The organism is Gordonia sp. KTR9 (assembly GCF_000143885.2).
In the GTDB taxonomy this organism is placed as follows: Bacteria; Actinomycetota; Actinomycetes; order Mycobacteriales; family Mycobacteriaceae; genus Gordonia.
The window spans coordinates 87,743-113,975 of sequence record NC_018581.1 but is presented as its reverse complement, the minus strand read 5'-3'; the positions used below and the strand labels follow the sequence as shown (position 1 = coordinate 113,975).

The following is a 26,233-nucleotide window of genomic DNA, read 5'->3' as shown; positions in this document are numbered from 1 at the left end:
CAAGGGTCATGGCCGTGGTCACCGATATCCGGCTGCACGCAGGGCGGCGAGCAGTTCCGACCGGGATCCGGCGTCGAGCCGGCGGCGGATCCGGGCGACGTGATGCTCGACGGTCTTCGCCGAGATGTACAGTCGCTCACCGATTTCCCGGTGGGTCAATCCTTGGCAGCAGTTCGTGCGCGACCTCTGCCTCACGCTCGGTGAGCGGCCCGCCGGCCGGCGGAGTGCGGTGCCGGTCCTCGCCGGCCGATCGCGCGGTGTCAAGGAGGCCGGCCGCGGTCGACGGATCGTCGGCACGCAGAGCGGCCATACCCGCCAACCGGGCTGCCTCCCAGTGCAATCCGACACTGCGCAGCGCGTCGACGGACCCGGGGACCTCGTCCGCGGCGGTCTCGGCGCCGGCGTCGGTGCCATCGAGGGTCAGGGACACCCAGGCGTGGGCACTCCTCGCCAGCAGTCGGGCCGTCCGGTCCTGCGCAGCCGCGCGGTCCAGACGCGCCAACCGGTGCGCCACGGCGGAGTCATCACGTGCGATGGCCGCGGCCTGTACCCCCGCGAAGTCCCAGGACGCCGACCACGCCGGGGGGTTGTCGAGAGCCGCGAGCAACCTGTCGGCCGCGTCGACATATCGGGTGATCGCCGGCACCTGCTCGAGACACGCTGCGCCGATCCAGAACTCGCCGAGCGAACGCAGCAGGTAGAGGTCCACCTCCGTGGCGGCGAGCAGCGGCAATCCGTGCTGCCACGCCGCGGTCAGCGCCGGGATGTCACCCTGGCGCCGGGCCAGTCCCAGCCGGATCGCCTGCCACCGAAGCCGATCGGACATCGCCACCGGATCGTCCGACGGCAACAGACGTGCGGTTGCCTCGAGATCACCGGCCGTCAGCGCGATCTCGGCGTCGGTGAGAGCTCGCCCCGACTCCGGTGCCGCCGTCCGGATCGTCTGCGCGGCAGCGATGTCGCCGTGGTTGAGCATCATCGCGACGGCCGCCTGCAGGATCCGGATCGCGTACGGCCCCCGTGACGCGGACCCCCCGGCGGAGAGGCCACGGATCACGGAGTCCACCGCATCACCGGCGATCGTGTCACCCGCTTCTCCTACGGTGGCCAGCAAGCCGCGGACCACCATCGACCGAGCGGCCCGACTCGCCACCGGCGCGCGGCCGCGGTCCGCCTCCGCGATGGCGGTGACCGCCGCGCGGTCGCCGACTGCGAGCAGCGAGACCGCGGCCGAAAGGGACTGCGTACTCGTCGGATTCGATCCGAGCCAGCGATACAGGTCGGCGGCGTGTGAGGCGAGACCGCGATGCGCGGCGACAGTGGCGGCGAGTTCCACCCACTCCTGCACCCCGGGGTCGGTCGGGCCGGCCGCCTCCAGCCGCTGATCGGCGACGGCGCCCGCACCGTCGAGGTCACCCGACGACAGGGCACGCTGCGCCATCAGCAGCCGGACGTCATCGCGTCCCGGCTCCACCCGATCGGCAGCCCGGAGGAGGACCACCGCCCGCGCAGCGGTCGCGTCGGCAGCACCGGCCAGCAACGCGTCGACGATGCGTGGGTCGTCGACGCCCGCCTCGGCCGCGAGCAGGGCGGTGTCGGGGGTGAGTTCGGCCGCGCGTAGACCGGCTGCCACGGAGTTGTGCCGGAGCTCGTCGATCCGCCGGTCGCCCAGCACATCCCGCAGCGGCCCGGTGGCCGCCGAGACGAAGACGTCCGATCCGCGCAGCAGGCCACACCCTCGTGCCCGATCGATGGCCCCGGCCGCGTCGGCCCGGTCGACACCGGACGCATCGGCGACGCTGTCGGGGTCGAGTGGTGCCCGGACCGAGGCGAGGGCGAGCACCGCCAGCGTCAGCGGATCGAGCCCGCGCAGCAGCCGGTGATGCCATTCGCGGGCAACCTGATCGACGATCGCGATCACGTCGGCCGCAGGCTCGCCGACGATCTGCGGGCCGCCGCCCGCCGCGTTCCGGATCGCCGCGAGCGCGGTGTCGATGAGCACTTGCGCACCACCACAGCGTCGACGGATCTGCGACGCCATGGTCGGCTCAAGGGTGACTCCCGCGCGGGCCGCGCGGGTCAGGACATCAGCGGTGCCCAACGCCTCCAGTTCGAGGACGGCGCCGTACGGCCGGGCGTGGTCGCGGAGTAGGCGGACGTTCGGGTCCAGTTCCCGCGGTTCGGTTGTGGCGATCAGGCCGATCGTCCCGGCGTCGAGCATGCCCAACGTGGTCGCGATCACGGGAGCGGGCCACAAGTGCATGTCGTCGGCGAGGACGAACACGGGGCCGGTCTCGCCGCCCGCGGGCAGGCCGACACTCACCGGCAGGCCCCGCCGCCGAAGCTGCTCGTGCACGGCGCCCAGCAGCGCCGACCGGCCGCTGCCCGGGGTGCCGACGGCGACGGCACACAGCGGATGGCCCCGGTGCGCACGGTCGACGACGCTCGTCACCCACGACGCGGTGCGCGACACGGGGGGCGAGGGGTCCGGTCGGTCGCCGATGGTCGAGACCGATGTCGTCGGCGTCATCGAACAGTCCACACCAGACCGGGAGTCAACGGGCTCAGCAGTCGACGCCGACGACGCCGGTCACGCCGCACACGATCCGACCGGTGCCGTCGAGGACCCGGCCGGTGCCGTCGAGAACGCCGCCCGGGGTGATGCCGCCACCGCTGGTGTCCGGTTCCGGCGCAGGTGCCGGGGCCGGAGCGGGCGCGGGCGCAGGTGCCGGAGCGGGCGCAGGTGCCGGAGCGGGCGCGGGTGCCGGCGCTGGTGCCGGGCGCCCGGGGGTGTTTCCGGGCGCGGGAGCACCGGCAGACGGGGCGCCGCCCGACGGGCCACCGGCTGACGAGGCCCCGGCGGCGGTCCGACGCGGGGCGTCGGTTGCCGTACCCGGCGCTCGCGTGCCGGTTCCGGTCACCGGTGCCGCGGTGGTCCCGGGACGCGCACCTGTCACGGTGGTACCAGGGCCGCCAGCGGGGTTCTGCGTCGAGGTGGCCGTCGTGGTCGCCGCACCCGCCGGCGGGGGCGTGGCCTCACCGACCGAGCCGACGAGTCCGGTGCCGACGGAGAGTCCGGTGGCCGTGACCAGGGCCAATGCGGCGGCCCCGAGCGTGATCAGCGTCCCGCGCTTGCGCCGCGACAACCGCGGGGCGGGCTCGGTCAGCGGAGTGCTCGGTGCCGGGACGATCTCGCGGAGCGGCCGGTCTTCGGGTGAGGCCGGGACGATCGATGCGGTCGTCGCGACGGTCGCGGGAGTGATCGCCGACCGCTGCTCGGCGAGCGCCGCGCCCGCCAGGAGCGCGCCACCGGCTGCCGATGCGGAGGCCGGATCGGAGTCGAGGACGACCGGCAGGCGCAGGGTCGAGGACAGCATCTCGGTCACGAGTGGGATCGCGGCACCACCGCCACCGAGGACAACCGCGCTCACCTCCGCCGGCTTCAGTCCTGCGGCAGCCGTTCCGGAGTCGACACCGCTCGCGGAGGCGGCAAGAGCTTCGCGGACGAGGGCAACCGATTCCATGACGGGCGCGCGAAGCAGATCCTCGATGTCGTCGCGGACCAATCGCGCCTCGGTGTGGACGGCTCCGATCCGCACTCCGACGACGGTGTCGGTGTCGACCGACAACGACTCCTTGGCCCGTCGGCAGTCGGCGCGCAACCGATTGACGTCGTCGAGGATCGCATCACTGCGCTGCGGATCGGCCAGACCCGAGTCGACCTCGGCGTCGGCACCGGTCACCCGCAGCGTGTGCGCGAGCACCAGGCGATCGAACTCGTTGCCGCTCACGGTGTCCAGGTGCACTGGCCGGCCGAGGCGGACCGGGTCGGAGCCGGTGGCCAGGACGGAGACGGTGAGGCCGGCGGCGCCGAGATCGCAGACGACGACGGTGCCCTCACCGAAGGCGCCCTCGGCGTGTTCGGCGGCGGCCAGGATCGCCCGCGATTCGGGCACCCAGGTGGTCGACTCCGCCGGCACCGTGTCGGGGTGGGCCGCGAGCGCCGCCCGGGCCTCGTCGACGGCTTGATCGGTCCAGTTGTCCGGATACACGACACTCATGTGCAGATCGTCGAACGACGTCGAGTCCGCGCCGAGGTCGAGCCGGGTGATCAGCGCCGCGACCGCGTCGGCGTAGATCTCGGCGGCCGCGATCGTGCGTCCGTGCTCGTCGAGCATCGGTACCGGGTCGCCGACCCGTCCGAGGAAGTCGTCGGCATCGACCAGAGCGGAGGTCTCGACCGAGACCGCACCCTCCCAGGACTGTTCCGAAGCAGCTACCGCAACGCTGTTCGCGGTTCCGATCTTCACACCGATCCCGATGGCCATGACGGTCACTCCTGTTCGCACCTGCAGACGGTGGTCGGTGACGGTCGCTCATCTCGTGAGCTCACCGTCGATGTCACGTGCCCCGGCCCCGGCGGTGCACTTCACCCAGTGTGTCGCGTACCGGTCCCCGGGTGTTAGCCCTGGCCGGAGATTAGGGGGAAAGTCCCGACACCCCCACCCGTGCGGCGGGACGAGCACCGATCCCCCGGTCGGATCCCCTATGCCGCCGACGAGACCCCCCCCCGCCACAGGACTGGGGATTTACCCCGATGTCGTCGCGCGCCGAAGTCCATACGGTCGAACTCGACACGGGATCGAACTCCGATCTCCCCGACGCAAGGAACGACGCCATGCCGACCAACGCGGTACTCGACTTCATCCTCGGTCTGCTTCGCGACGAGGAATCCTTCAACGCCTACTGCGGCAACCCCCAGGCCGCCATCGACCGTGCCGGACTAACCGGCATCACCCCGGCCGACGTCTCCGCGGCGGCCCCGCTGGTGGCGGATGCCGGTCTGGCCGGCGGAGCCGCCGGTGGACTCGGCGCGATCATCGGTGCCGGCGGCGGAGCGGCCGGTGGAGCAGTCGGCGGCGCAGTCGGCGGAGGCGTGGTCGGCGGAGGCGTGGTCGGCGGCGGTATCGGTCTGGGCGGCCTGAACCTCGGCGACATCAACCTCGGCGGTGGCGACGTCGACTTCGGTGATGTGAACATCGGCGGGCTCGATCTCGGCGGCCTCGGCGTGGGTGGACTCGACCTGGGCGGAATCGCTCTGGGCGACATCGACTTCGGCGGCCTCCTCGGAGGCATCGGGCTGGGAGACATCGACCTCTCCGGTCTGTCCCTGGCCGATCTCGACCTCGGCGGTATCGCATTCGGTGACCTCGACCTCGCCGGCCAGCTGGCCGTCGCACTGGGTGCGGCGCTGGCGGCCGGTGTCGGCGCCGGCGGCGCGATCGCAGCACAGTTCGGTGCGGCACTCGGAGCCGCTCTCGAGACGATCGTCGACGGCGGACTCGAGCTCGGCGCGGGCATCGGCCCGGTCATCGCCGGATCGCTGGCCGGTGCGATCGGCGCCGAAGGCGCTCTGGTCGCGCAGCTCGGTGCGTCGCTCGACGCGCTCCTCGCCGCAGGTGCCGACCTCGGCCTGGGACTCGGCGGCGGCCTCGCCGCACAGCTGTCCGCGGCACTCGGCGTGGGTGGCGAACTCGCCGGCTCCTTCGGTGCGACGCTGGGCGGTCTGCTCGGTGCCACGATCGGCGCGGGCGGCGCACTCGGTGCCGACCTCGCGGCCGCGCTCGGTGCCGGCCTCGGGGCCGGCGGCGCACTCTCGGCGGTCCTCACCGGCGCACTCGGCCTCGGTGCCGAACTGTCCGGAGATCTGACCGCGGCTCTCACCTCCACTCTCGACGTCGCCGGCGACCTCTCCGCGACGCTGTCGGGTCTGCTCGACGCGCAGGCCATCGCCGATCTGTCCGGCGAACTCGGCGCCACGCTCAGCGGCGCCCTCAGCTCGACCCTGGCCGCGGGCGGTACGGCCGCCGCGTCCCTCGGCACCGCACTGGGTGTCGCCCTGACCTCGACGGCAGCAGCGACCGGCGGCCTGGTCCTGACCGGCGCGGCCGGTGCGAACGCCGTGCTCGGCGGCGCCCTGACCGCCGCGCTCGGTGTCGGCGGCGGCGCTCAGGCCGGTCTCGCCGCGGCGCTCGAATCCGTTCTCGAAGCCGGCGGGATCGTCGACGTCGAGGCACTGCTCGAAGCGGGCGGCGACCTCGGCACGACGCTCGCGGGCGCCCTGGCCGCCGGCCTCGAGGTCGGTGGCGAGGCTGCTGCCGATCTCGGAGCGGCACTGGGCGGCACCCTGGCCGCAGCCCTCGAAGGTGGCCTGGCCGCCGACCTGACCGCAGGCCTCGGCGGCGCCCTCGAGACCGGACTCGGTCTCGGTGGTGCACTCGGAGCCGGGGTCGGTGGCGCACTGGACGCAGGTCTGGATCTCGGTGCCGGACTGGGCGCCGGCCTCGGTGGCGCGGTCGAGGGCGCACTCGGCGGCGGCCTCGGGGTCGTGGGCGGGCTCGGCACCGAACTCGGTGCCGCACTCAACGGTCTGTTGTCGGCCGGCGCAGGCCTCGACACCGCGCTGAGCACGGTGCTCTCCGGCGTCCTGGGTGCTGCCGCGGGTGCCGACCTGGGGGCAGCCCTGGGCGGTGCGCTCGAGCTGGGCGGCGTTCTCGGTGCCGACCTCACGGGTCTGCTCGAGGGCGGCCTGGCGACCGACCTGGCCGCGCAACTGGGCGCGATCGTCGGCGGTGGCGGCGACCTCGCAGCCGGACTCGGGGCCACCCTGGGCGGCGTGCTGGGCGCGACCACCGGCATCGAGGGCATCCTCGACGCCGCGGCCGGCGCCGGCCTGAACCTCGGCGAACTGTTGGCCGCGGATCTGGGTGGTGCTCTCGGCGTCGACGGCGCACTGATCGCGCAGCTCGGTGGGGCGCTGGACGCCGCGCTCGACGCCGGCGCAGGACTCGGCCTGGTGACCGAGACCGCAGCCGACCTCAGCGGGACCCTCGAGGCCGTGCTGGCAGCCGGCGGCGATGTCGGCGCCGACCTCGGCGCGTCACTCGGCGCCGTCCTCGGGACCGCGTTGAGCGGGGAACTCGGTGGTTCGCTCGCCGGCCAGCTGACGGCCGGAGCGGACCTCCCCGCGGCGCTCAGCACCGTTCTCAGCACCGCGCTCGACGTGGACCTGTCGGCCACCGACGGCCTCGTCGCCACCCTGGACTCGACCCTGGAGGCCACCGGCGGCCTCGGCGGCGCGCTGACCGGCGAACTCGAGGCGATCATCAACCCGAGCCTCATCCTCTCCCCCGAGGGCACCATCACCGTCGGCGGCCCGATCCTGGTCACCGAATCACTCGGCGGCACGGTCGTCGACAGCCTCACCGGCAACCTGGGCGCCGGGACCCTGGCCGGCCTGGGCACCGTGGCCGAGACCGGCACGGACCTGGTCGCCGGACTGGACACCACCCTGGAGGGCGGACTCGCCGGCACCCTGGAGACCGGTCTCGGTATCGGCGACGCCGCGCTGGGAGCCACCGCCGGTCCGGTGCTCGACGGTGCGCTGGGTCTCGACACCGGCGGCGGCCTCGGCGGCGGACTGGGTGGGGACCTCGGCCTGGGTGGCGACCTGGGCCTGGGCGGCGCGCTCGACACCGAGCTGCCTGCAGACGTCACCGCGGAGCTGACCACCGCGATCTCCGGCACCGCCGGCGGGGCGGTCGACGCGGTCGGCGAGACCGCGGGTTCGCTCGAGACCGGGATCGGCGGCACCCTCGACACGACCGTCGGCGGCACCCTCGACACGACGACGGACATCGTCGGCGGGGTGGCCGGTGGACTCACCGGTGGCGCGGTCGCCGGTGGCGGAGTCGACGCGGGTGGCGGTGCCGGTGCGGAGGGCGGCCTCGACCTCGGCGGCGCGACCGACACCGACGCCGGACTCGGCGGCGCACTCGACACGACCGTCGGCGGCGTGGCCGACACGACCGCCGGTCTCACCGGCGGATTGACCGGGGGCCTCACCGGAGGCCTGACCGGTGGCCTCGGTGGCGACACAGACACCGGGATCGGCGTCGACACCCCGGACGCCGGACCCGAGGCCGACTGACCCCTTCAGGTCGGCAACCCGCCCCGGGACCGCCCATCGCTCCAGCAACCCTGGACGTGGGCCGGCCCCGGGGCGGTCCTCGTCCGCGTCCCCTCAACCGGCCCGACCGCGGTCGCACCGACCGGCCACATGCGAAAGCCCGGCCGATGCCGACCGGACGCGCCGACTCACCGCTACCGTGAGGACACCATGACGACTCCACCCGCCGAACCGCCTCGGGTCGGCCGGCACGCCGCCGGTCGGGACGCCCAGGACCCCGCCCCGGCCCGGACACCGCCGATCCCGGCCACACCGGCCCGATCAGCACATGCCGCCGTCCCGTCCCGGACGTCTCCGCCCGCGACGACGCCACCGGCCCACTCACGTCCGGCGGGAACGACGCAGTCGCCCAGCACCATCGGCGACCTGCTGGCCACGATGTCCGAGGTGGCCCGGGAGGCCGGTCGCAACGATCTCGTCAGCCGGCTCGACGGCGCGCGCACCAGGATCACCGACCCCCGGCTGCGGATCGTCGTGGTGGGTCAGCTCAAACAGGGCAAGAGTTCGTTCGTCAACGCCCTGCTCAACCTCGACGTGTGCTCGGTCGGCGACGACGAGACGACCGCGGTCCCGACCGTCATCTCACACGCCCCGCAGCCGGCGGCTCATCTGATCGTCGACGGCCCGTCGACAGACAACCGCATCCCGGTGCCGATGAACGCCATCGCCGGCATCACCCCCGACTCCCCGCTCGCCGGTGGCCGCGAGGTCCTCCGCCTCGAGATCGAGGCACCCGGCCCGCTGCTCGCCGACGGCCTGGTCCTCGTGGACACCCCCGGCGTCGGAGGCCACGGGCACCCGTATGCCGCAGCAACATTGGGCATGGTCGCGGCGGCCGACGCAGTGCTCGTGGTGTCCGATGCCAGTCAGGAGTTCACCGCACCGGAGATGTCGTTCCTCCAGCAGGTGGCCGGGCTGTGCCCGACGATCGCGTGTCTGATCACGAAAACCGACCTGTATCCGCACTGGCGGGCCATCGTCGACGCCGACCGGACGCATCTGCAGACCGCGGGCCTCGACATCCCGCTGCTCCCGGTGTCGTCTGTGCTCCGTACGCACGCGCTGCGCCTCGGCGACGAGAAACTCAATGCGGAGGCCGGATTCCTCGAGCTGTACCGCTACCTGCGCGAGCGCGTGGTGGCGACCGCCCGGCAGGCGACCCGCACCACCGTCGCCACCGACCTGCGCGTCGTCAGTGAACATCTCGCCCTCACGCTGAGCAGCGAGCTCGCCGCGCTGCGTGATCCGGAGACCGCCGGCCGCGCCGTCGGAGCCCTCCGGGAGGCCAAGTCCGACGCCGAGGCCATGCGCCGGCAGTCCGCCCAGTGGCAACAGACGCTGGCCGACGGGATCGCCGACCTCGCCGCCGACATCGACCACGACCTGCGGGACCGTCTCCGCGCGGTGACCCGGGAAGCCGAACGGGCGATCGACGAGGGCGATCCGGGGGTCGACTGGGAACAGTTGAGCGACTGGCTGGCCGACCAGACCGCGGCGGTCGTCGGCGACAACTTCGTCTGGGCGCACGAGCGGTCGGTGTGGCTCGCCGAGAGAGTCGCCGACCACTTCGCGGCCGCCGGTCAGAACTCGCTCCCCGACATCGACGTCGCGGACCTCACCGGCGTTCTCGACTCCGTCGCCGAACTCGCCGAACTCGACAGCGGCAGAGTCGGTGTCGCCCAGAAGCTGCTGATCGGCATGCGCGGCTCGTACGGCGGTGTGCTGATGTTCGGGCTCATCTCGACGATGGTCGGCATGGCGCTGATCAACCCGGTGTCCGTCGGCGCCGGGTTGCTGCTCGGCACCAAGGCCTACCGGGACGACAAGGAGGCCAAGGTCCTCGAGCGCCGCGCCAAGGCGAAGGTCGCCGTCCGCTCGTTCACCGACGACGTCAGTTTCCAGGTCGGCAAGGAGTCCCGCGACCGGTTGCGGGTCATCCAGCGGGTCCTCCGCGACCACTTCAGCTCGGTGGCCGAACAGACCGCCCGGTCGATCTCGGAATCCCTCAGTGCCGCACAGTCAGCCGCGTCCCTCGCCGATTCGGAGCGATCCGGACGGGTGGCCGAACTCGAGTCCCGGCTCACCGCGGTGGCCGCCCTGCGCAAGGCCGCCGATCACCTCGACCCCGACGACCCCGCCACGGAGCTCCCCCGCCGATGACCGACATCGCCCGCGTCCGAGCACTTCTCGAGGCCACCCGCACCGCCCTCGCCGACGACCCGCGTGCACAGGCCGAACTCGACGTGTGCGCACACCGGTTGTACCAGCCGGTGCGGGTCGCGCTGGCCGGCTCGCTCAAGGCGGGGAAGTCGACTCTGCTGAATGCCCTTGTCGGACAGGACATCGCCCCCACCGATGCCACCGAGTGCACGCGGGTCGTCACCTGGTACCGCAACGGCCGGTCGCCGTCGGTCACCGCCCACGTCGACGACGGCCGCGCGGTCGGCATCCCGGTCACCCGCATCGACGGCCGGCTCGGCTTCGATTTCGGGCGCCTCACCGCCGAACGCGTCGACCACCTGGACGTCGAATGGCCGGCACGGGCGCTGCAGTCGACGACCATCGTCGACACCCCGGGCACGGCGTCGCTCTCGACCGAGCTGTCCGCGTCCACGCTTCGGCTCCTCACCCCCGACGACGGCCTGTCCGGCGTCGACGCCGTCGTCTACCTCCTGCGTTCACTGACCGCCACCGACACGACGATGCTGCGTCGTATCGGGTCCGCCATCGGCGGATCGTCGGGTCCGCTCGGCGTGATCGGCGTCGTCTCCCGGGCCGACGAACTCGGCGCCGGCCGGATGGACGCGATGATCTCGGCGCATCAGATCGCCGGGCGGTTCGCCGGTGAACTCGAACGCACCGGGCTCTGCCAGGCGGTCGTCCCGGTCGCGGGACTCCTGGCCCTCGCCGCCCGCACGATGCGGGAGGTCGAGTTCCGCGCGCTGGCACAGCTGGCGTCGACCCCGGGACCCGACCTCGAGGCGGCATTGCTGACCATGGACAGGTTCTCCCGGCCCGACATCCTGCCCGACATCCCGGCGGACCTGCGTCGTTCGCTGGCCGAACGCTTCGGCGCCTTCGGGATCCGGATGGCGGTCACGCTCATCCGCTTCGGCGCCACCTCGTCGTCGGCGCTGGCCGCCGAGCTCGTCGAGCGCAGCGGACTCTCCGAGTTGGGTGCCATCATCGACACCCAGTTCGGACAGCGCGCGGACCAGCTCAAATCCCATTCCGCTCTGGTGACGATGGATCATCTGCTGGCCGCGTCACCGTCGGCGGGAGCCCGCGACGTCCGCGCCTCGGTCCGTCGGGAACTCGCCGACGTGCACGGGTTCCGCGAATTGCGCCTGCTCAGCACCATCCGGGCCGGTGGCGTCGACCTTCCCCCCGACCAGACCGCCGAGGTCACCCGACTCATCGGCGGTTCGGGTATCGACCCCGCGGCCCGGCTCGGGCTGCCACCGACCGCCGATGTGTACACGCTGCGCGACGCCGCCATCGACTCCGCGCGTGTCTGGCGGGCACGTGCCGGCCACCCGCTCCTACCGCCGTCATCGGCGTCGGCGTGTCAGGTCGCGGTGCGCAGCGCGGAGGGCATCGTCGCGCAACTGGGTGCGGCCGTCCGGACCGGTGGCAACGACGGGTTCAGCGCAGGGATGCCGTGACCGACCGGCTGTAGGAGAACCCGGTGGCGATCACCGCGACGAGTGCCGCGGCCGCCGGAATCCATTGTGCGAGAACCGGAAATCCGACATCGGCGAGAGCGGTCGCGGATGGACTCACCGTGAGGTGAAACGCCCCCGCGCCGGCCACGGCGACGACTGCCCCGACGGTCAGGATGGTCCGGCCGGACCGACGGCTGTCCCAGAGCCGGGCAGATCCGTACAGGCCCAGGACCACCACGATCCCGGCGATGACCGCGCCGACCATCAGCGAGATGTCGACAGCGCGCGCGGCGTCGGTTCCGCTGTCCGGATTGGCCCGAACCAGGTCTGCGGCCAGGGTGGCCCGAATGTCGTTGAGGGACAGCAGTGTCAGTCCGACTGTCACCACCACCAGGGCCACCGAGATCAGCCAGCCGAGAATCACGTACCGAATGGCGGGGGCGCGTCCGGTCGGTCGTTGCGGGCGCATCGGTGTGACGGCGACGCGCGGGCGGGGCGGTGGGGAGCCGTCGGCGTTCGACATTCCTCGATGGTAGTGCCCCCATGGGTTGCCACTCGCTGAACTCGACGCACCTCGTGTCTCGTCCACGTCGTGTCTCGGGCACACCGGCCCGGTGTCCCCCGATCGGTGGAGGTGCGATTCAACCCCTCCATCACCCGATCAGCGGAAACCACACACCGCCCCCGGCGAGCACAGTCATTGGTGTCACCGAAACAACCCCACCACCACACCGGGAGCACACCATGAAGACCACCACCCGCATCGCCACCGCCACCCTCGGACTCGCCGCCGCCACCGGCATCGCCCTCGGCGCCGCCGGAGCAGCCCACGCCGGCACCCTGCCCATCACCCGCCCCGGCGAACCCACCGTCGCCATGACCATCACCAACCACACCGACAAGCCCGAATACCTCCAAGGCGCCAACGCCGACGGCGGCCAATGGGTCAACGCACCCCAACACATCCTCTACCCCGGCGCCACCGAAACCATCACCGCCACAGCCCCCTACACCAACCACCTCGACGTCAACGCCATCTACCGCATCGGACTGTTCGGCCCCACCGCCAACTACCAACTCACCAACCACCCCCACAACGTCAACACCGACATGACCACCATCTGGGGACCACACGCCCAGAACCACTGGATCAACCCACACATCGACACCGGCTACCCCCAGGTCAACGTCGGCTTCGACCAGTGGTGAGACGCTCCGGAACGCAGAATGCGTCATACGTATCGGCTTCCGATACGTATGACGCATTCTGTGTGGGGCCGGCTAGGGGCCGGCGGTGGCCCCCGTCAGCGGCGGGGACGCCGCCAGGACCTCGTTCTCCTCGTCGGTGAAAGTCCGTGCACGCGAGAGGAAACGGACTCCTTCCGGTGCTTCGAGGCTGAACCCGGCGCCGCGACCCTTCACGACGTCGAGGATCAGCTGGGTGTGCTTCCACAGCTCGAACTGGTCGCCGTTGATCCAGACCCTGACGGCCGGGATGGGTTCGGGGAGTTCGATCTCGCCGACCAGCACATCCCGCTGGCCCACGCGGTACTCCCCGACCGGGTAACACATCGGGGCCGAGCCGTCACAGCACCCACCGGACTGGTGGATCATGAGGCCGCCGTGCAGCTCCGACAACTTGGTCAGGAGCTGCACGGCGGAGTCTGTGGCGACCACGCGATCAGGAACACTCTGCTCGGCGGTCATCTCGCTTCACTCTCTGTCGTCGTGCGTGGACCCTTCGTGACGCTCGCAAGCTCGCTCCTCAGGGAGCGGGATGAAGCCGAAGCGCTACCCCCAGCTCCTCAGGGAGCGGGATGAAGCCGAAGCGCTACCCCCAGCTCCCCGGGGAGCGGGTCTGCGGGCGTCTTCTCTCTGCTCCCTGAGGTGCGAGGAGCGGGTCTGCGGGCGTCTTCTCTCCGCTCCCTGAGGTGCGAGGAGCGTAAGCGACGAGCCTCGAAGGGTCAGAAGAAACCTTTGGCACTCTGAGCGTATCCGACCAGGAGGTTCTTGGTCTGCTGGTAGTGCTCGAGCATCATCAGGTGGTTCTCGCGGCCGATACCGGACTGCTTGTAACCACCGAAGGCGGCGTGTGCCGGGTAGTCGTGATAGGTGTTCGTCCAGACGCGGCCGGCCTGGATCTCGCGGCCCGCGCGGTATGCGGTCGCACCGTCGCGGCTCCAGACACCGGCGCCGAGTCCGTAGAGCGTGTCGTTGGCGATGTGCATGGCGTCGGCGAAGTCCTTGAAGGTGGTGACCGCAAGGACCGGACCGAAGATCTCTTCCTGGAAGATGCGCATCTTGTTGTTGCCCTGGAAGACAGTCGGTTTGATGTAGAAGCCGCCGGCCAGGTCGCCGTCGAGCTCGGCCGCCTCGCCGCCGATCAGCACCTCGGCGCCCTCGTCCCTGCCGATGGCGAGGTAGGAGGAGATCTTCTCGAACTGATCGTTGGAGGCCTGCGCGCCCATCATCGTGTCGGTGTCGAGGGGGTTGCCCTGCTTGATCTTTTCGACGCGGTCGACGGCCTTGGCGATGAACTCGTCGTAGATGTCCTGCTGGATCAGCGCGCGACTGGGGCAGGTGCACACCTCCCCCTGGTTGAGCGCGAACATCGAGAAGCCCTCCAGCGCACGGTCGAGGAACCCGTCGTCGGCGGACATCACGTCGTTGAAGAAGATGTTGGGGCTCTTGCCGCCGAGTTCGAGGGTGACCGGGATCAGGTTCTCCGACGCGTACTGCATGATGAGCCGGCCGGTCGTGGTCTCACCGGTGAACGCGATCTTGCGGATGCGGTTACTCGACGCGAGCGGCTTGCCCGCCTCGACACCGAATCCGTTGACCACGTTCAGGACTCCGGCGGGGAGCAGGTCGCTGATCAGGCTGACCAGGTACAGGATCGACGCGGGTGTCTGCTCGGCGGGCTTGAGCACCACCGCGTTGCCCGCGGCGAGGGCGGGAGCCAGCTTCCACACGGCCATCAGGATCGGGAAGTTCCAGGGGATGATCTGGCCGACGACGCCGAGCGGCTCGTGGAAGTGGTAGGCGACGGTGTCCTCGTCGACCTCGGAGATCGAACCCTCCTGGGCGCGCAGCGCGCCGGCGAAGTAGCGGAAGTGGTCGACGGCCAGCGGGAGGTCGGCGGCGAGGGTCTCGCGGACTGCCTTGCCGTTGTCCCAGGTCTCTGCGACAGCCAGCTTCTCGAGGTTCTCCTCCATGCGGTCGGCGATGCGGAGCAGGGCCAGCGAGCGCTCGGCGACGGGGGTCTTGCCCCACCCGGGTGCGGCCTTGTGCGCGGCGTCGAGCGCGAGGTCGATGTCCTCGGCCGTCGAACGCGCGACCTCGCAGAACACCTTGCCGTCGACCGGCGACGGGTTCTCGAAGTACTGCCCCTTCACCGGCGGGGTCCACTGTCCGCCGATCCAGTTGTCGTAACGAGACTCGTAGCTCATCACCGATCCATCGGCACCCGGCTTTGCGAAGACGGTCATGGTTGCTCCTTGCGTGTGGGCCTCAGCGTGAGGACGCTCTGCGGATGTCACACAGGACACCGAGGGCGCCCCGTTGTGATCTGTTCCACACCTTAGGAGCGCGGTGGTTGCACGAGCGTTGCAACATTGATTCCGCTGCTCGGCCGCCAGGGGCTCGCCGACGGAACCGTGCACCCCGCCCGGCGATCGGGCTCGGCCGGCGGGTTGCAGCCTTCAGGCCCCGTACCGCTTGTCGAGGAGCCGGATGCGTCCACCCACGACGGCGCGGTCGGGATCGCCGACGGGCAGGCGGTGTTCGAGGCGACGCCACGCCGCCAGGTCGTCGCGTCCGTGCGTCGACGAGGTCCACCGGCGCAGTGCTGCGACGTCGCCGGTCGCGAAGAGACGCGACCGCAGGTCCTCTCGCAGTTCCTCGAAGATCTCGACGATCCCCGGTGCACTCGATTCGGCGAGCAGCCCGCCGCGGCCGAGGTCGTCGACGACCGACACGAGGTCCGACCCCGACGCGATACGCGACCGGAGGTCATCGACGTCGGACGTGATGTCGAGGGTGAGCCGGTAGGGCCGGCTGGCGAGGACGTCGGCGCCGAGATCGCGGCGGAGCCGGGAGATCTCGGCCCGCACGGTCACCGGGTCGACTCCGTCCTCGGCCAGCTTCAGTGCGAGTTGCTCGGTGTTCAGTCCCTCGGGAAAGGCTTGCAGCAGAACGAGTATCTCCGCATGCCGACGCGACAAGGTGCGGGCGCCCGATCCGTCGGCGGTGCGGTGCCAGCGTCCCGAACCGTCGCCGAGGACGGTGAGATGCGCTGCGGCCCGGGGCCCGAGAGCCGGTTCGAAAGTGGACGGGTCGGCGAGGTCGACGGCGCCCGCCCGCAGTTCACGCTCGACGGCCGCGACCACCGACCGGACGGCTGCCAGCGCGAACGGCGCCGCGACCTCACGCCCGCCGGTCACGTCGACGACACCGATCACGTGCCCGGTCAGCGGATCGTGCACGGGGGCTGCCGCGCAGCTCCACTCCTGCACCGGCCCGGCGAAGTGTTCGGGTCCGACGACCTGCACGCCCCGATCGACGGCCAGCGCGAGGCCGGGGGCGTTGGTGCCGACCACCTCCTCGCTCCACACCGAGCCCTCGACGAAGTTGATGTGCCCGGCACGGTCACGGGCGGCGGTGTCGCCCTCGATCCACAGCAGCCGTCCGGCCTGGTCGGTCAGCGCGACGACGACCCCGGTGTCGGCGATCGCTTCGACCATCAGCGATTGCACCAGCGGCCGGACCGCGGTGATGGGGTGGGCGGCTCGATAGGCGGCGAACTCGTCGGGTGACATCGCGGACGCACGATCGCCGTCGGGCGCTGCCTCGCTCGGGTCGACGCCCCTGGTCAGCGACCTCGCCCACGACTCGCGGACGATCGAACGGACCGCATCCGCCGGTGGGTTGACACCGGAGAGGAAGTCCTCGTATGCCCGGCGGATGCGCGTGGCCACCGTAGCCGCGTCAGTCATGCACCCTCCGTCGATTGCCCGATATGTCGTCGATTCTGCCTGCACCGATGTGATCTCGGCAACATTCGACCAGCTTGTCACCGTCGATCGGTGCACGACCCTACGGTCAGCGTCCGGGCCCGGCCTGGGAGAACCGGGCCGAGAACGTCCGCGGGGTCATGCCGGTGACGGTCTTGAAGTCACGCACGAAGTGCGCCTCGTCGGCGTAGGACAGATCCGCCGCGAGCGAGGCGAGGGTTCCCGACCGTTCGCGCAGTCGCTCGGCCGCCTCGTGCAGACGACGACGCTGGATCAGCCATTTGGGGGTCAGGCCGAGGCGCCGCCGCGTCAGCCGCTGCAGGCTGCGTTCGGTGAGGTGGAAACGCTCGCAGATCTGCGCGACCGCCGTGACGGTCGAGTCGGTCTCGACGTACTCCACGATCGCGTTGATCAGCCGGCCGTCGTCGTCGAGCGGGAGATAGGACCGCAGCCAGTCCTCGACCCGGTCGGTCGCGGCGCGCTGGGTCTCCTCGAGCCCGGGTTCGACGGCCATCGCCGACCGCACCGACCGCTCGAGATCGCTGCCGCGCCGGCCGAAGACCTCGGACAGTTCCGCGTGCCGATCCGTCCACTCGCCGACGTCGCCGGTCAACAACCCCCCGGCACCCGGCGTCAGCATGACCCCGACCGCCCAGCCTCCACCCGTCAGCACCGTCTCCGACAAGCCGGTCACCACGCCGTAGAAGCGGGCGTAGGTGTTGCTCACGACGATGAGGCACACGGGGTACTGCAGCACGCGCTGCGGCGCCTCCGCCCCGGGCGGCACCCACCACACCGGAACCCAGAAACGACGCACCAGGTCGGCGAGATCGGGGCTCGGCGTCCACCGTCCGATGCGATAACTCGCGTCCGATGGGTCGACGAGGTGTGCGCGCTCGACGTCGTCGAGCCGCGCCCGCCCCGGATTGTCGGGTTTCATCAATCACCGTCCCGTGGTCTCGCGGTTGACTCTCATCATGACCGCAATCAACGACACCTCACCATTGCTCGACCACTACGCCCGCCTCGCCGACGGATTCGCCGCCGTCCTCGACGCCTCACCCGCGGACACCTGGACCGCGAACTCCCCGTGCGAGGGATGGACCGGCCGCGACGTCGTCGGCCACGTCATCGACACCCAGCGCGAGTTCTTCGCGCGCCACGACGTCGATCTCGGGCCCGCACCCTCGCTCGACGACCCCGCCGCAGCCTGGCACACCCATCGCGACACCATCGCGGGTCTGCTCGCCGACCCGGCCGTCGGCGACCGCGCCTTCGACGGCCACTTCGGACCGACCACCATCGGCGAGACCCTCATCCGCTTCTACGGTTTCGACATGATCGCCCATCGCTGGGACATCGCCCGTGCCGCCGGGACAGAGCATCGTTTCACCGACGACGAGCTGTCCGAGATGGAGACGGCCGTCGAGGGTTTCGGTGACGCGCTCTATTCCGAAGGAGTGTGTCGCAAGGTCGAGATCCCCGCCGGCGCCGACCGTCAGACCACCCTCCTCGCGCGGCTGGGTCGCGTCGCGACCTGACACCCGGCTCTCCCGATCCGACAGGAGCGCGTAACCCTTGCTCCCTAATCCGAAAGAACCACAGACCCGCTGGCCCGCCCTGCTCCCTGAGGAGCGCCCGGAGCTTGCGGAGGGCGCGTCACGAAGGGTCATCGCAACCCGACTCACCAAGACCCTTCGTGACGCTCGCAAGCTCGCTCCTCAGGGAGCGGAGTGACGCTCGCAAGCTCGCACCTCAGGGAGCAAGCGGGGCAGCGGAACTCAGGGAATCCAGCCGTTGTGCCGCGGGTAGCGTGCGCGCAGGTGGCCGTAGACGTAGGTGCTGAGGAGGAGCGCGGCACCGGTCGCGATCGACGGCCAGAGGAACTCGTTGTCGAGCGACCCACGGACCGCCGCGACGGCCCAGCCGATCACGAGCAGCACGAGCGCGATGGTCGCCAGAATGCGGATGACGAGCACGACGGTGGCCAGCACCGCCCACAACGCCTCGCGCGCACGCCCCGCCCGTCCACCCACCAGGTCATCGTAGTGTCGCGCCGACCCGCAGGCAGTGCTCCTGCGTCTCGCATTTGTGCCCATCGACCCGCACCGCATGGACAATGGAGGAATGAAGACCATCCTCAACGTCATCTGGCTCGTGCTGTGCGGACTGTGGATGGCGATCGGCTACGTCGTCGCGGGCATCATCTGCTGCATCTTGATCATCACCATCCCGTTCGGCATCGCGTCGTTCCGGATGGCGAGCTACGCGCTCTGGCCCTTCGGCCGAACCGTCGTCCGCAAGCCGACCGCGGGCGTGGCGTCGACGATCGGCAACATCATCTGGATCATCGTGGCCGGCCTGTGGCTCGCGATCGGTCACATCACGACCGGCCTGGCCATGTGCCTCACCATCATCGGCATCCCGCTCGGCATCGCGAGTTTCAAGATGGTGCCGGTGTCGCTGCTGCCGCTGGGCGCCGAGATCGTCCCGACCGATCAGCAGATGCCGGGTGGTACGCCGGTGCGGATGTGACCGACCGAACGCCGCGCTGACCTCCCCGGACCCATCCGACGCGCCGTCGGATCCGAACAGCGGGCATGACACTCACGACCGGCCCCGACGAGGGGCCGAGATCCATCGCCGTGATCGGCAGTGGAGTTGCGGGCCTGACCGCCGCCCACGTCCTGTCCATGCAGGCGACGGTGACCCTGTTCGAGGCGGATTCGCGACTCGGTGGTCATGCGCACACGCATCTGCTCGACCTGCCGTCCGGTCCGCTGGCCGTCGACTCGGGCTTCATCGTCCACAACGACCGCACCTATCCGACGCTGATCCGGTTGTTCGACGAGCTGGGTGTGGCCACCCTCGACACCGACATGTCGATGTCGGTGTCGTCGACGGTCACCGGCCTCGAGTACGCGGGCGCGCTCGGGGCGTCGGGACTGTTCCCGACTCCGCGCAATCTCACCCGTGGGCGCTACCTGGTGATGCTCGGCGAGGTCGTGCGGTTCCATCGCGCGGCACGTCGCGTGCTCGACGATCCGCGAGCCGACGTGCCTCTCGCACACTTCGTCGAGCGCGAGGGCTTCTCCGAGTACTTCCGCGACAACTTCCTGCTGCCACTGGTGGCCGCGGTGTGGTCGTGCGATGAGCAGACCGCTGCGGACTATCCCGCGCGCTACCTGTTCGCGTTCCTCGAGCATCACGGCATGCTCACCGTTTTCGGTTCGCCCACCTGGCGAACGGTGGCCGGGGGGTCGATCCGCTACGTCGAGGCGGTCGCCGACGGAATCGCCACACGTGGTGGGCGGATTCGTCGTGGTTCGCCCGTCCGGCATGTGGCGACGACCGATGCGGGCGTCGAGGTCGGCGTCGGCGAGCTTCCGGTCGAGATGTTCGACGCCGCGGTCGTCGCCACCCATCCGCACCAGGCGTTGTCGATGCTGGCCGCTCCGACACCCCAGCAGCGCGAAGTCCTGAGCGCGATCCAGTACCTGCCGAAACCTGCTGTGCTGCACTCGGACACCTCGCTGATGCCACGGGCCCGTCGGGCATGGGCGTCGTGGAACTACCAGATCCGCAACGATTCGTCGGCGTCCGAGATCGCGGTCACCTACGACCTGACCCGGCTGATGCGTCTACCCGACACCGCGCCGCGGATGCTCGTCACCCTTGGTCGGACGGACCTCGTGGACCCGTCGACGGTGCACGCCGAGATGCAGTACGAGCACCCGATCTACACCACCGAATCCGTTGCCGCGCAGTCCCGCTTGGCCGACATCGGGACCGATCGGCTGGCTTTCGCCGGCGCCTACCACGGGTGGGGCTTCCACGAGGACGGCGCGGCGTCGGGCGCCCGTGCGGCGGCGCGTCTCGGGGTGAGCTGGGAGCAGACCACCCCGCCGGTGCCGGCATGAGCACCGCGCCGACGGAAAGACCCCTTTCCACGACATCGACCGCACCGGCCCTGCCGGCACTCGTCGACGCCGAGATCGGGCACTCGCGGATCACGCCGCTGCGACACGCGTTCACCTACCGGACCACGTCGTGGCTCATCGACCTCGATGCCCTCCCCACGCTGCCGCGCGCGTTGCGTCCGTTCGCCCGCTTCCGCCCCGACGACCACTTTCCCGAGCCCGCCACTCCCGGTGCGACACTTCGGGATCGGCTGGACGCGCACCTGCGTGGGGCGGGCGTCGAGCCACCGGCCGGACGGGTGACCGCGTTGCTGTCACCGCGAGTGGCCGGTTATGTGTTCAATCCGCTGAGCGTCTTCTGGTGCCACGACGCCGACGGCCGGCTCGTCTACGTCGTCGCCGAGGTCCACAACACCTATGGGCAGCGGCACTGCTACGTCGTGCACACCGACGCCGCCGGCCGGGCCGACGTGGACAAGGAGTTCTACGTCTCGCCGTTCAACCCGGTGGACGGCCGATACCGCCTCTGGCTGCCCGAGCCGGCCGGGCGGTGCGTCGCGCTGTCGGTCACCCTCGAACGTCCCGGCCACCGCCCGTTCGTCGCGTCCCTGTCGGGTACGACGACCCCCGCGACACCCCGGTCCGTCCTGTCCGCGCAGCTGCGAACGCCCTTGGCACCCATCGTCGTCGCCGCGCGGATCCGCCGTCACGGAATCGCCCTCTGGGCGCGCCGTCTGCCCCTTGTCCCCCGACCCGACCACCCCGTTTCCACCACCATCGCACTTGAGGAGAAGGTTCGATGAGCATCCCCATCCGCCATCCCGGCCTACCCGACCACGCGTCCGTCGACAGCACGCGCTGGCCCGACGTCGCCGCTCCGCCCGTGGGACGAACGGTGTCCACGCGCGCCCGGGCCGCCGAGCATCTGTTCCGCCGGGCCACCGACCGTCTCGACATCCGGATCGAATACCCGGATGGCACTCTCGGAGGACTCCGTCACTCCGTCGTGCAGCCGCGGATGATCGTCCGCCGCCCCGATGCACTCTGGCGCCGGATCGGGTCCGGGGGACTCATCGGATTCGGCGAGGCGTTCATGGCCGGCGACTGGACCACCGACGACCTCGTCGGCGTCCTGACCGCCTTCGCCGAACGCCCCGGTGATCTCGTCCCGCGGCCGCTGCAGTGGTTGCGGGCGGCCGCGCTCCCGAAACATCCACTGTCCGAGCACAACACGGCTGCGAACACGCGACGCAACATCGCCCGGCACTACGACCTGTCGAACGATCTGTTCGCGTCCTTCCTCGACGACACGATGAGCTACTCGAGCGCTCTGTTCGACCAGCCGCTGCGGGGTTCGGACCGGCCCGCATGGTCCGACCTCGCCACCGCACAGCATCGGAAGATCGACCGGCTCCTCGACCTGGCCGGAGTCGGGCCCGGCACCCGGCTGCTCGAGATCGGCACCGGATGGGGAGAACTGTGCCTGCGCGCCGCGGCGCGCGGCGCCACCGTCCGATCGGTGACCCTGTCCTCCGAGCAACGCGACCTCGCACGAACGAGGGTCGAGGCAGCCGGCCACGCCGACCGCGTGCAGATCGACCTGCTCGACTATCGCCAGGTCGACGGTACCTACGACGCGGTGGTGTCGGTCGAGATGATCGAGGCCGTCGGCCAGAGGTATTGGCCGGCCTATTTCCAGACCATCGATCGGGTCCTCGCACCGGGAGGACGCGTCGCCGTCCAGGCGATCACGATGCCCCACGACCGGCTCATGGCCTCTCGCAACACCTACACCTGGGTGCACAAGTACATCTTCCCGGGCGGACAACTGACGTCGATTCCCGGTCTGCGAGCGGTCGCCGCCGGCTCCACCTCCCTACGCCTCACCGAGACCGGTGCCATGGGCCGGCACTACGCGGAGACGCTCCGACTGTGGCGCGAACGCTTCCGCGGCAACGCCGACGAGGTGCTGCGCCTCGGCTTCGACCAGACCTTCCTGCGGATGTGGCAGTTCTATCTCGCGTACTCCGAGGCGGGCTTCCGGTCCGGGTACCTCGACGTCCATCAGCTCCTCTTCACCCGCGAAGTCGCCGGCACGGGTGACGGTCCGACGGGCCGGTCACCGCGATGACCGGATGGTCCGGCTTCCTCACGATCACGGTGGCGAGCCTGGTGTTCCTCGCGGTACTGCAGGCCGCCACCTTCGCCGTCGGTCACCGTATCGGCCGCTACAACGTCGTCGATGTCGCCTGGGGGCTCGGATTCGTCGGCGTGGCCTGGCTGGGTCTGCTGCTCGGCGGCGGTGACCCGCTGCGCAACTGGTTGCTCGCCGTCCTCGTCACGGTGTGGGGCGTGCGGTTGTCGTGGCACATGCACGCCAAGTCCGCGGGCAAGGGCGAGGATCCGCGATACGTGGACCTGCTGGAACGATCCGGTGGTACCGGCCTCGGTACCGTCGCGCGCAAGATCTTCGGAGTCCAGGGGGCGTCGCAATGGTTCGTCTCGCTACCGCTGCAGGTGTCGGCGGTGACCGAGTCCGCCGGCCTCCTGCCGGTGATGATCCTTGGCACGCTGGTGTGGGTGCTCGGCGTGTCCTTCGAGGCGGTCGGCGACGCGCAGTTGCGCGCGTTCAAGGCCGACCCGTCGAACCGGGGCACGATCATGGACCGGGGTCTGTGGGCGTGGACGCGGCACCCCAACTACTTCGGCGACTCGTGCGTCTGGTGGGGGCTCTGGCTCATCGTCGCGAGCGCGTGGCCGGGCGTGCTCACGGTGCTGTCGCCGCTCGCGATGACCTACTTCCTGGTCTACGCCACCGGTGCCCGCCTGCTCGAGAAGTCGATGAGCCGACGGCCCGGATACCGCGAGTACCAGCAGCGCACGTCATACTTCTTGCCGCGGCCCCCTCGTCCCCGGACGCGCGCGGGCACGTGACACCCGCCCACCGGCGGGCGAGCCCGGTGGACCACCCATTCAGGTCGACGACGACGGCAGGAGGTACGTGATGACCGACCATCTCGATCCCGACGCTGCCGAGTTGTTGGAGATGGCCCCGCTCGTCGCGCTCGATGCACTGTCCGACGACGAACTGCGAGACGTCCAGACTCGGGTCGCGGCGGCGCCGCAGGATCTCCGCACCCTGTTCGACAAGCAGGTCCGCGCGACGCGCGAGGCGATGGCCGCGATCAGCAAGACCACCGCGACCCCGCCCCCGCCGACACTGCGCGACCGCATCCTCTCCGCCGCGCGTGCCGATGCCGGTCTCGATGGGCCGGACACCACGGAACCGCACGCCGACCCGTCCGTCGGCGTGGGGACCGTCGAGACGTCCGACCAGCCGCCCACATCCGGGCCCGCTGCCCGGGAATCTGCTGTCCCACAGCAGGATTCCACGTCGATCGCCGCCGAGTCCGAACAGGATGACCGACGACCACGACGCCGCTGGACGTATCTCGCCGCCGCGGCGGTACTCGCCGTCGCCATCGGCGCCGCCGGGTGGGTCATCGGACAGTCGAGTTCGCCGGAACCGGAGGTGCGGCCGCTGGCCTCACCCGCCGAGCAGGTCTTCTCCGCGGAAGACCTACGGTCGACGGGAGGTCCGGTCGCGACCGGGAAGGTCACCGTCTATCTCGCGAAGTCGGCGGACACCGGTGTGCTGGTGATGGATTCGGTCCCGCCGCCCCAGCCGGGGACCGTCTATCAGATGTGGCTCATCGGGCCGGACGGTCCGCGCTCGGCGGGCACGATGACCGACAAGGACGTCGAACCGGTCACCACCGCCGTCCTGTCCGGGATCAACTCCGCCTCGACCCTCGCGTTCACCGTGGAACCGCCCGGTGGTTCGGACCGACCCACCACCACCCCGGTCGCACAGTTGTCGCTGACCTGACAAGAGATACCAACCGCTGGTCCCTCATCCGAGGGAACCACAAACCACTGATCCCTGAGGTGTGAGGAGCGCAAGCGACGAGCCACGAAGGGCTACCTCACTTCAGCAGCGCGCGGATCGCCTCGATGCTGTCGGCCTGCCCGGGCGTCTTGTCCGGCCGGTAGCGCACCACGCGGGCGAAGCGCAGCGCGACGCCTCCGGGATACCGCGAACTGCGCTGAGCACCGTCGAGTTCGATCTCGACCACGATCTCGGGACGCAGGTACACGGTGTACGAGTCCCGGTGCGTCTCGTGCTTCGGGAACTCCTCGGTCTGCCAGCGAAGCAGCTCGTCGGTCAGACCCTTGAACGTCTTCCCGACCATCACGAGTTCACCCGTCTCGGGATCACGGGCGCCGAGGTGCAGGTTCGACAGCCATCCCGACCGCCGCCCCGAGCCCCACTCGGCGCCGAGCACCACCAGATCGAACGTGTGCGTCGGTTTGACCTTCTGCCACGCCTTTCCGCGGCGGCCGGCCACATATAGGCCGTCGAGCGATTTCACCATCACGCCCTCGTGTCCGTCGGCCATCGCGGCGTCGAAGTGGCGGCGCGCCTCCTCGAGGTCCGGCCGGGTCACCGCGGGGATCCGCAGGTGCGGGGCGATCGAGTCGATCGCCGCGAGCCGCTCGGAGAGGGGGCGGTCGATGAGGTCGGTGCCGTCGAGGTGCAGGCAGTCGAAGAAGAACGGCTTGAGCAGACGTTCGGGTTCGCCGGCGGCGGTCGGTCCGGAACCGAATCGGCTCATCGTGTCCTGGAAGGATCTGGGCCGGCCGTCGTCGGAGAGCATCAGCGTCTCCCCGTCGAGGATCACCGAGTCGCACGGCAACGCGGCGATGACCGCGACGAGGTCGGGCACGTTGGCCGTCACGTCGCGCAGCGTGCGGGTGAACACCGAGATCTCGGTTCCCTTGCGGTGCACCTGGATGCGCGCTCCGTCGAGTTTGTAGTCGACGACGAGGTCGGGTCCGAGGAGAGCCAGCGCGGAGTCGAGGTCCTCGGCGGGTGTCGCGAGCATGGGTTCGACGGCGCGCCCGACCTGCAGGCCGACCCCGGCCAGCGCGTCGGCGCCGAACCGGGCGAGCGCCGCGGTCTCCGGCAGCGAACCGGTCAGCATGTTCGCCCGGCGCACCAGCGTCAGATCCTGCCCGGTGACCTTCGCGATCGCGTCGGTCATGACACCCGCGAGAGCCCCCTGCCTCAACTCGCCGGTGAGCAGTGCGACCAGGAACTTCTGTTCGGCTTCGGTCGACGCCGCGAACAAGGACGCGATGATCTCGCCACGACGTTTCGTCGAACCGGGGCCCGACGCCGACGCGAGTTCACCGAGCGCCGCGTCGACCGCAGCGACCTCCAGCGTCGGCGAATTGGCCGGTGGCGCCATCAGTTTCGACAGCGACCGCCAACCGACGCCGAGCCTGCCCTGCGGTATCTCGCCCGACAGCCAGGCGACGACGATCGGGAGTTCCGCATCTGTCGCCGCGGTCAGCGCGTCGGCCAGCACCGCCGTCTTGCGGGTCCGCGACCGATCGCGTGCGACGTCAGCGGAGGTCTCGACGACATCGATCAGTCTCACGCCGTCTCACCACCTGTCGGACGAGCATTCATCCGTTCGACGGTACGCCGGGCGTCCGACAATCCGGCTCGGTGCGTGACGAGTCGTACCGATCACCTCGCGA

At 70.6% G+C, this 26,233-nt stretch carries 21 protein-coding genes; 11 read left to right on the top strand and 10 right to left on the bottom strand.

What is annotated here, in order from left to right; all coding sequences use genetic code 11:
- Positions 1-18: 18 nt before the first annotated feature.
- Genes KTR9_RS27885 through KTR9_RS01310 form a run of 3 tightly spaced genes read right to left on the bottom strand, consistent with a single transcriptional unit; the run spans position 19 to position 4,328 of the window.
- Positions 19-195, bottom strand: coding sequence for a response regulator transcription factor (locus tag KTR9_RS27885; RefSeq protein WP_238554010.1), 177 nt, complete (start codon positions 193-195; stop codon positions 19-21).
- Positions 137-2,530: a LuxR family transcriptional regulator gene (locus tag KTR9_RS01315; RefSeq protein WP_238554008.1), complete on the bottom strand. Its 2,394-nt coding sequence runs from the start codon at positions 2,528-2,530 to the stop codon at positions 137-139. The genes KTR9_RS27885 and KTR9_RS01315 overlap by 59 nt, the downstream gene beginning before the upstream one ends.
- A gap of 34 nt (positions 2,531-2,564) precedes the next feature.
- Complete coding sequence (locus KTR9_RS01310) at positions 2,565-4,328, bottom strand: Hsp70 family protein (protein WP_014924875.1); 1,764 nt, start codon at positions 4,326-4,328, stop codon at positions 2,565-2,567.
- 350 nt (positions 4,329-4,678) lie between these two features.
- On the opposite strand from KTR9_RS01310, the gene KTR9_RS01305 reads away from it, so the two are divergent.
- The 3 genes from KTR9_RS01305 (at position 4,679) to KTR9_RS01295 (ending at position 11,694) form a co-directional block, all read left to right on the top strand.
- Positions 4,679-7,990, top strand: coding sequence for an IniB N-terminal domain-containing protein (locus KTR9_RS01305; RefSeq protein ID WP_014924874.1), 3,312 nt, complete (start codon positions 4,679-4,681; stop codon positions 7,988-7,990).
- A gap of 189 nt (positions 7,991-8,179) precedes the next feature.
- Positions 8,180-10,189: a dynamin family protein gene (locus tag KTR9_RS01300; RefSeq protein ID WP_193363215.1), complete on the top strand. Its 2,010-nt coding sequence runs from the start codon at positions 8,180-8,182 to the stop codon at positions 10,187-10,189.
- Entirely contained in the window at positions 10,186-11,694 is a 1,509-nt protein-coding gene (locus tag KTR9_RS01295; protein ID WP_014924872.1) for a dynamin family protein, read from the top strand. The genes KTR9_RS01300 and KTR9_RS01295 overlap by 4 nt, the downstream gene beginning before the upstream one ends.
- Here the strand turns inward: KTR9_RS01295 and KTR9_RS01290 are convergent.
- Complete coding sequence (locus tag KTR9_RS01290) at positions 11,675-12,217, bottom strand: hypothetical protein (protein WP_044505614.1); 543 nt, start codon at positions 12,215-12,217, stop codon at positions 11,675-11,677. The two genes, KTR9_RS01295 and KTR9_RS01290, sit on opposite strands and share 20 nt — an antisense overlap.
- A 221-nt stretch (positions 12,218-12,438) precedes the next feature.
- Here KTR9_RS01290 and KTR9_RS01285 point away from each other — a divergent pair, with 221 nt between their 5' ends.
- Positions 12,439-12,903 carry a hypothetical protein gene (locus KTR9_RS01285; RefSeq protein ID WP_014924871.1) on the top strand — a complete coding sequence of 155 codons (465 nt, stop codon included), beginning with the start codon at positions 12,439-12,441 and terminating at the stop codon, positions 12,901-12,903.
- A 72-nt stretch (positions 12,904-12,975) separates the two neighbouring features.
- On the opposite strand, the gene KTR9_RS01280 is transcribed toward KTR9_RS01285, so the two are convergent.
- The 4 genes from KTR9_RS01280 to KTR9_RS01265 form a co-directional block, all read right to left on the bottom strand.
- A complete protein-coding gene (locus KTR9_RS01280; protein WP_010844677.1) occupies positions 12,976-13,401 on the bottom strand; it encodes a DUF779 domain-containing protein in 426 nt (141 codons plus the stop codon).
- Positions 13,402-13,658: 257 nt separating this feature from the next.
- A complete protein-coding gene (exaC, locus tag KTR9_RS01275; RefSeq protein ID WP_014924870.1) occupies positions 13,659-15,182 on the bottom strand; it encodes an acetaldehyde dehydrogenase ExaC in 1,524 nt (507 codons plus the stop codon).
- Between the two features lie 213 nt (positions 15,183-15,395).
- Positions 15,396-16,688, bottom strand: a complete 1,293-nt coding sequence (locus KTR9_RS01270) for a GAF domain-containing protein (RefSeq protein WP_014924869.1) — start codon at positions 16,686-16,688, stop codon at positions 15,396-15,398.
- 106 nt (positions 16,689-16,794) lie between these two features.
- Positions 16,795-17,646: a helix-turn-helix domain-containing protein gene (locus KTR9_RS01265; RefSeq protein ID WP_010844680.1), complete on the bottom strand. Its 852-nt coding sequence runs from the start codon at positions 17,644-17,646 to the stop codon at positions 16,795-16,797.
- Positions 17,647-17,683: 37 nt separating this feature from the next.
- Here KTR9_RS01265 and KTR9_RS01260 point away from each other — a divergent pair, with 37 nt between their 5' ends.
- A complete protein-coding gene (locus KTR9_RS01260) occupies positions 17,684-18,247 on the top strand; it encodes a maleylpyruvate isomerase family mycothiol-dependent enzyme (protein WP_044507480.1) in 564 nt (187 codons plus the stop codon).
- A gap of 240 nt (positions 18,248-18,487) precedes the next feature.
- On the opposite strand, the gene KTR9_RS01255 is transcribed toward KTR9_RS01260, so the two are convergent.
- Positions 18,488-18,742 carry a hypothetical protein gene (locus KTR9_RS01255; RefSeq protein WP_010844682.1) on the bottom strand — a complete coding sequence of 85 codons (255 nt, stop codon included), beginning with the start codon at positions 18,740-18,742 and terminating at the stop codon, positions 18,488-18,490.
- 91 nt (positions 18,743-18,833) lie between these two features.
- Here KTR9_RS01255 and KTR9_RS01250 point away from each other — a divergent pair, with 91 nt between their 5' ends.
- From KTR9_RS01250 to KTR9_RS01225, 6 genes are all read left to right on the top strand, one after another.
- Entirely contained in the window at positions 18,834-19,241 is a 408-nt protein-coding gene (locus KTR9_RS01250) for a YccF domain-containing protein (protein WP_014924866.1), read from the top strand.
- Positions 19,242-19,306: 65 nt separating this feature from the next.
- Positions 19,307-20,626 carry an NAD(P)/FAD-dependent oxidoreductase gene (locus tag KTR9_RS01245; protein ID WP_193363214.1) on the top strand — a complete coding sequence of 440 codons (1,320 nt, stop codon included), beginning with the start codon at positions 19,307-19,309 and terminating at the stop codon, positions 20,624-20,626.
- Positions 20,623-21,429, top strand: coding sequence for a DUF1365 domain-containing protein (locus KTR9_RS01240; RefSeq protein WP_014924864.1), 807 nt, complete (start codon positions 20,623-20,625; stop codon positions 21,427-21,429). Before KTR9_RS01245 ends, KTR9_RS01240 begins: the two co-directional genes overlap by 4 nt.
- Entirely contained in the window at positions 21,426-22,757 is a 1,332-nt protein-coding gene (locus KTR9_RS01235; RefSeq protein ID WP_014924863.1) for a class I SAM-dependent methyltransferase, read from the top strand. Before KTR9_RS01240 ends, KTR9_RS01235 begins: the two co-directional genes overlap by 4 nt.
- On the top strand, positions 22,754-23,560 hold the full coding sequence (locus KTR9_RS01230; RefSeq protein ID WP_014924862.1) for a DUF1295 domain-containing protein: 807 nt from the start codon (positions 22,754-22,756) through the stop codon (positions 23,558-23,560). Before KTR9_RS01235 ends, KTR9_RS01230 begins: the two co-directional genes overlap by 4 nt.
- A 70-nt stretch (positions 23,561-23,630) precedes the next feature.
- A complete protein-coding gene (locus KTR9_RS01225; RefSeq protein WP_014924861.1) occupies positions 23,631-24,515 on the top strand; it encodes an anti-sigma factor in 885 nt (294 codons plus the stop codon).
- A gap of 97 nt (positions 24,516-24,612) precedes the next feature.
- Here the strand turns inward: KTR9_RS01225 and KTR9_RS01220 are convergent, their stop codons facing one another.
- On the bottom strand, positions 24,613-26,130 hold the full coding sequence (locus KTR9_RS01220) for an ATP-dependent DNA ligase (protein ID WP_014924860.1): 1,518 nt from the start codon (positions 26,128-26,130) through the stop codon (positions 24,613-24,615).
- Positions 26,131-26,233: the final 103 nt, after the last annotated feature.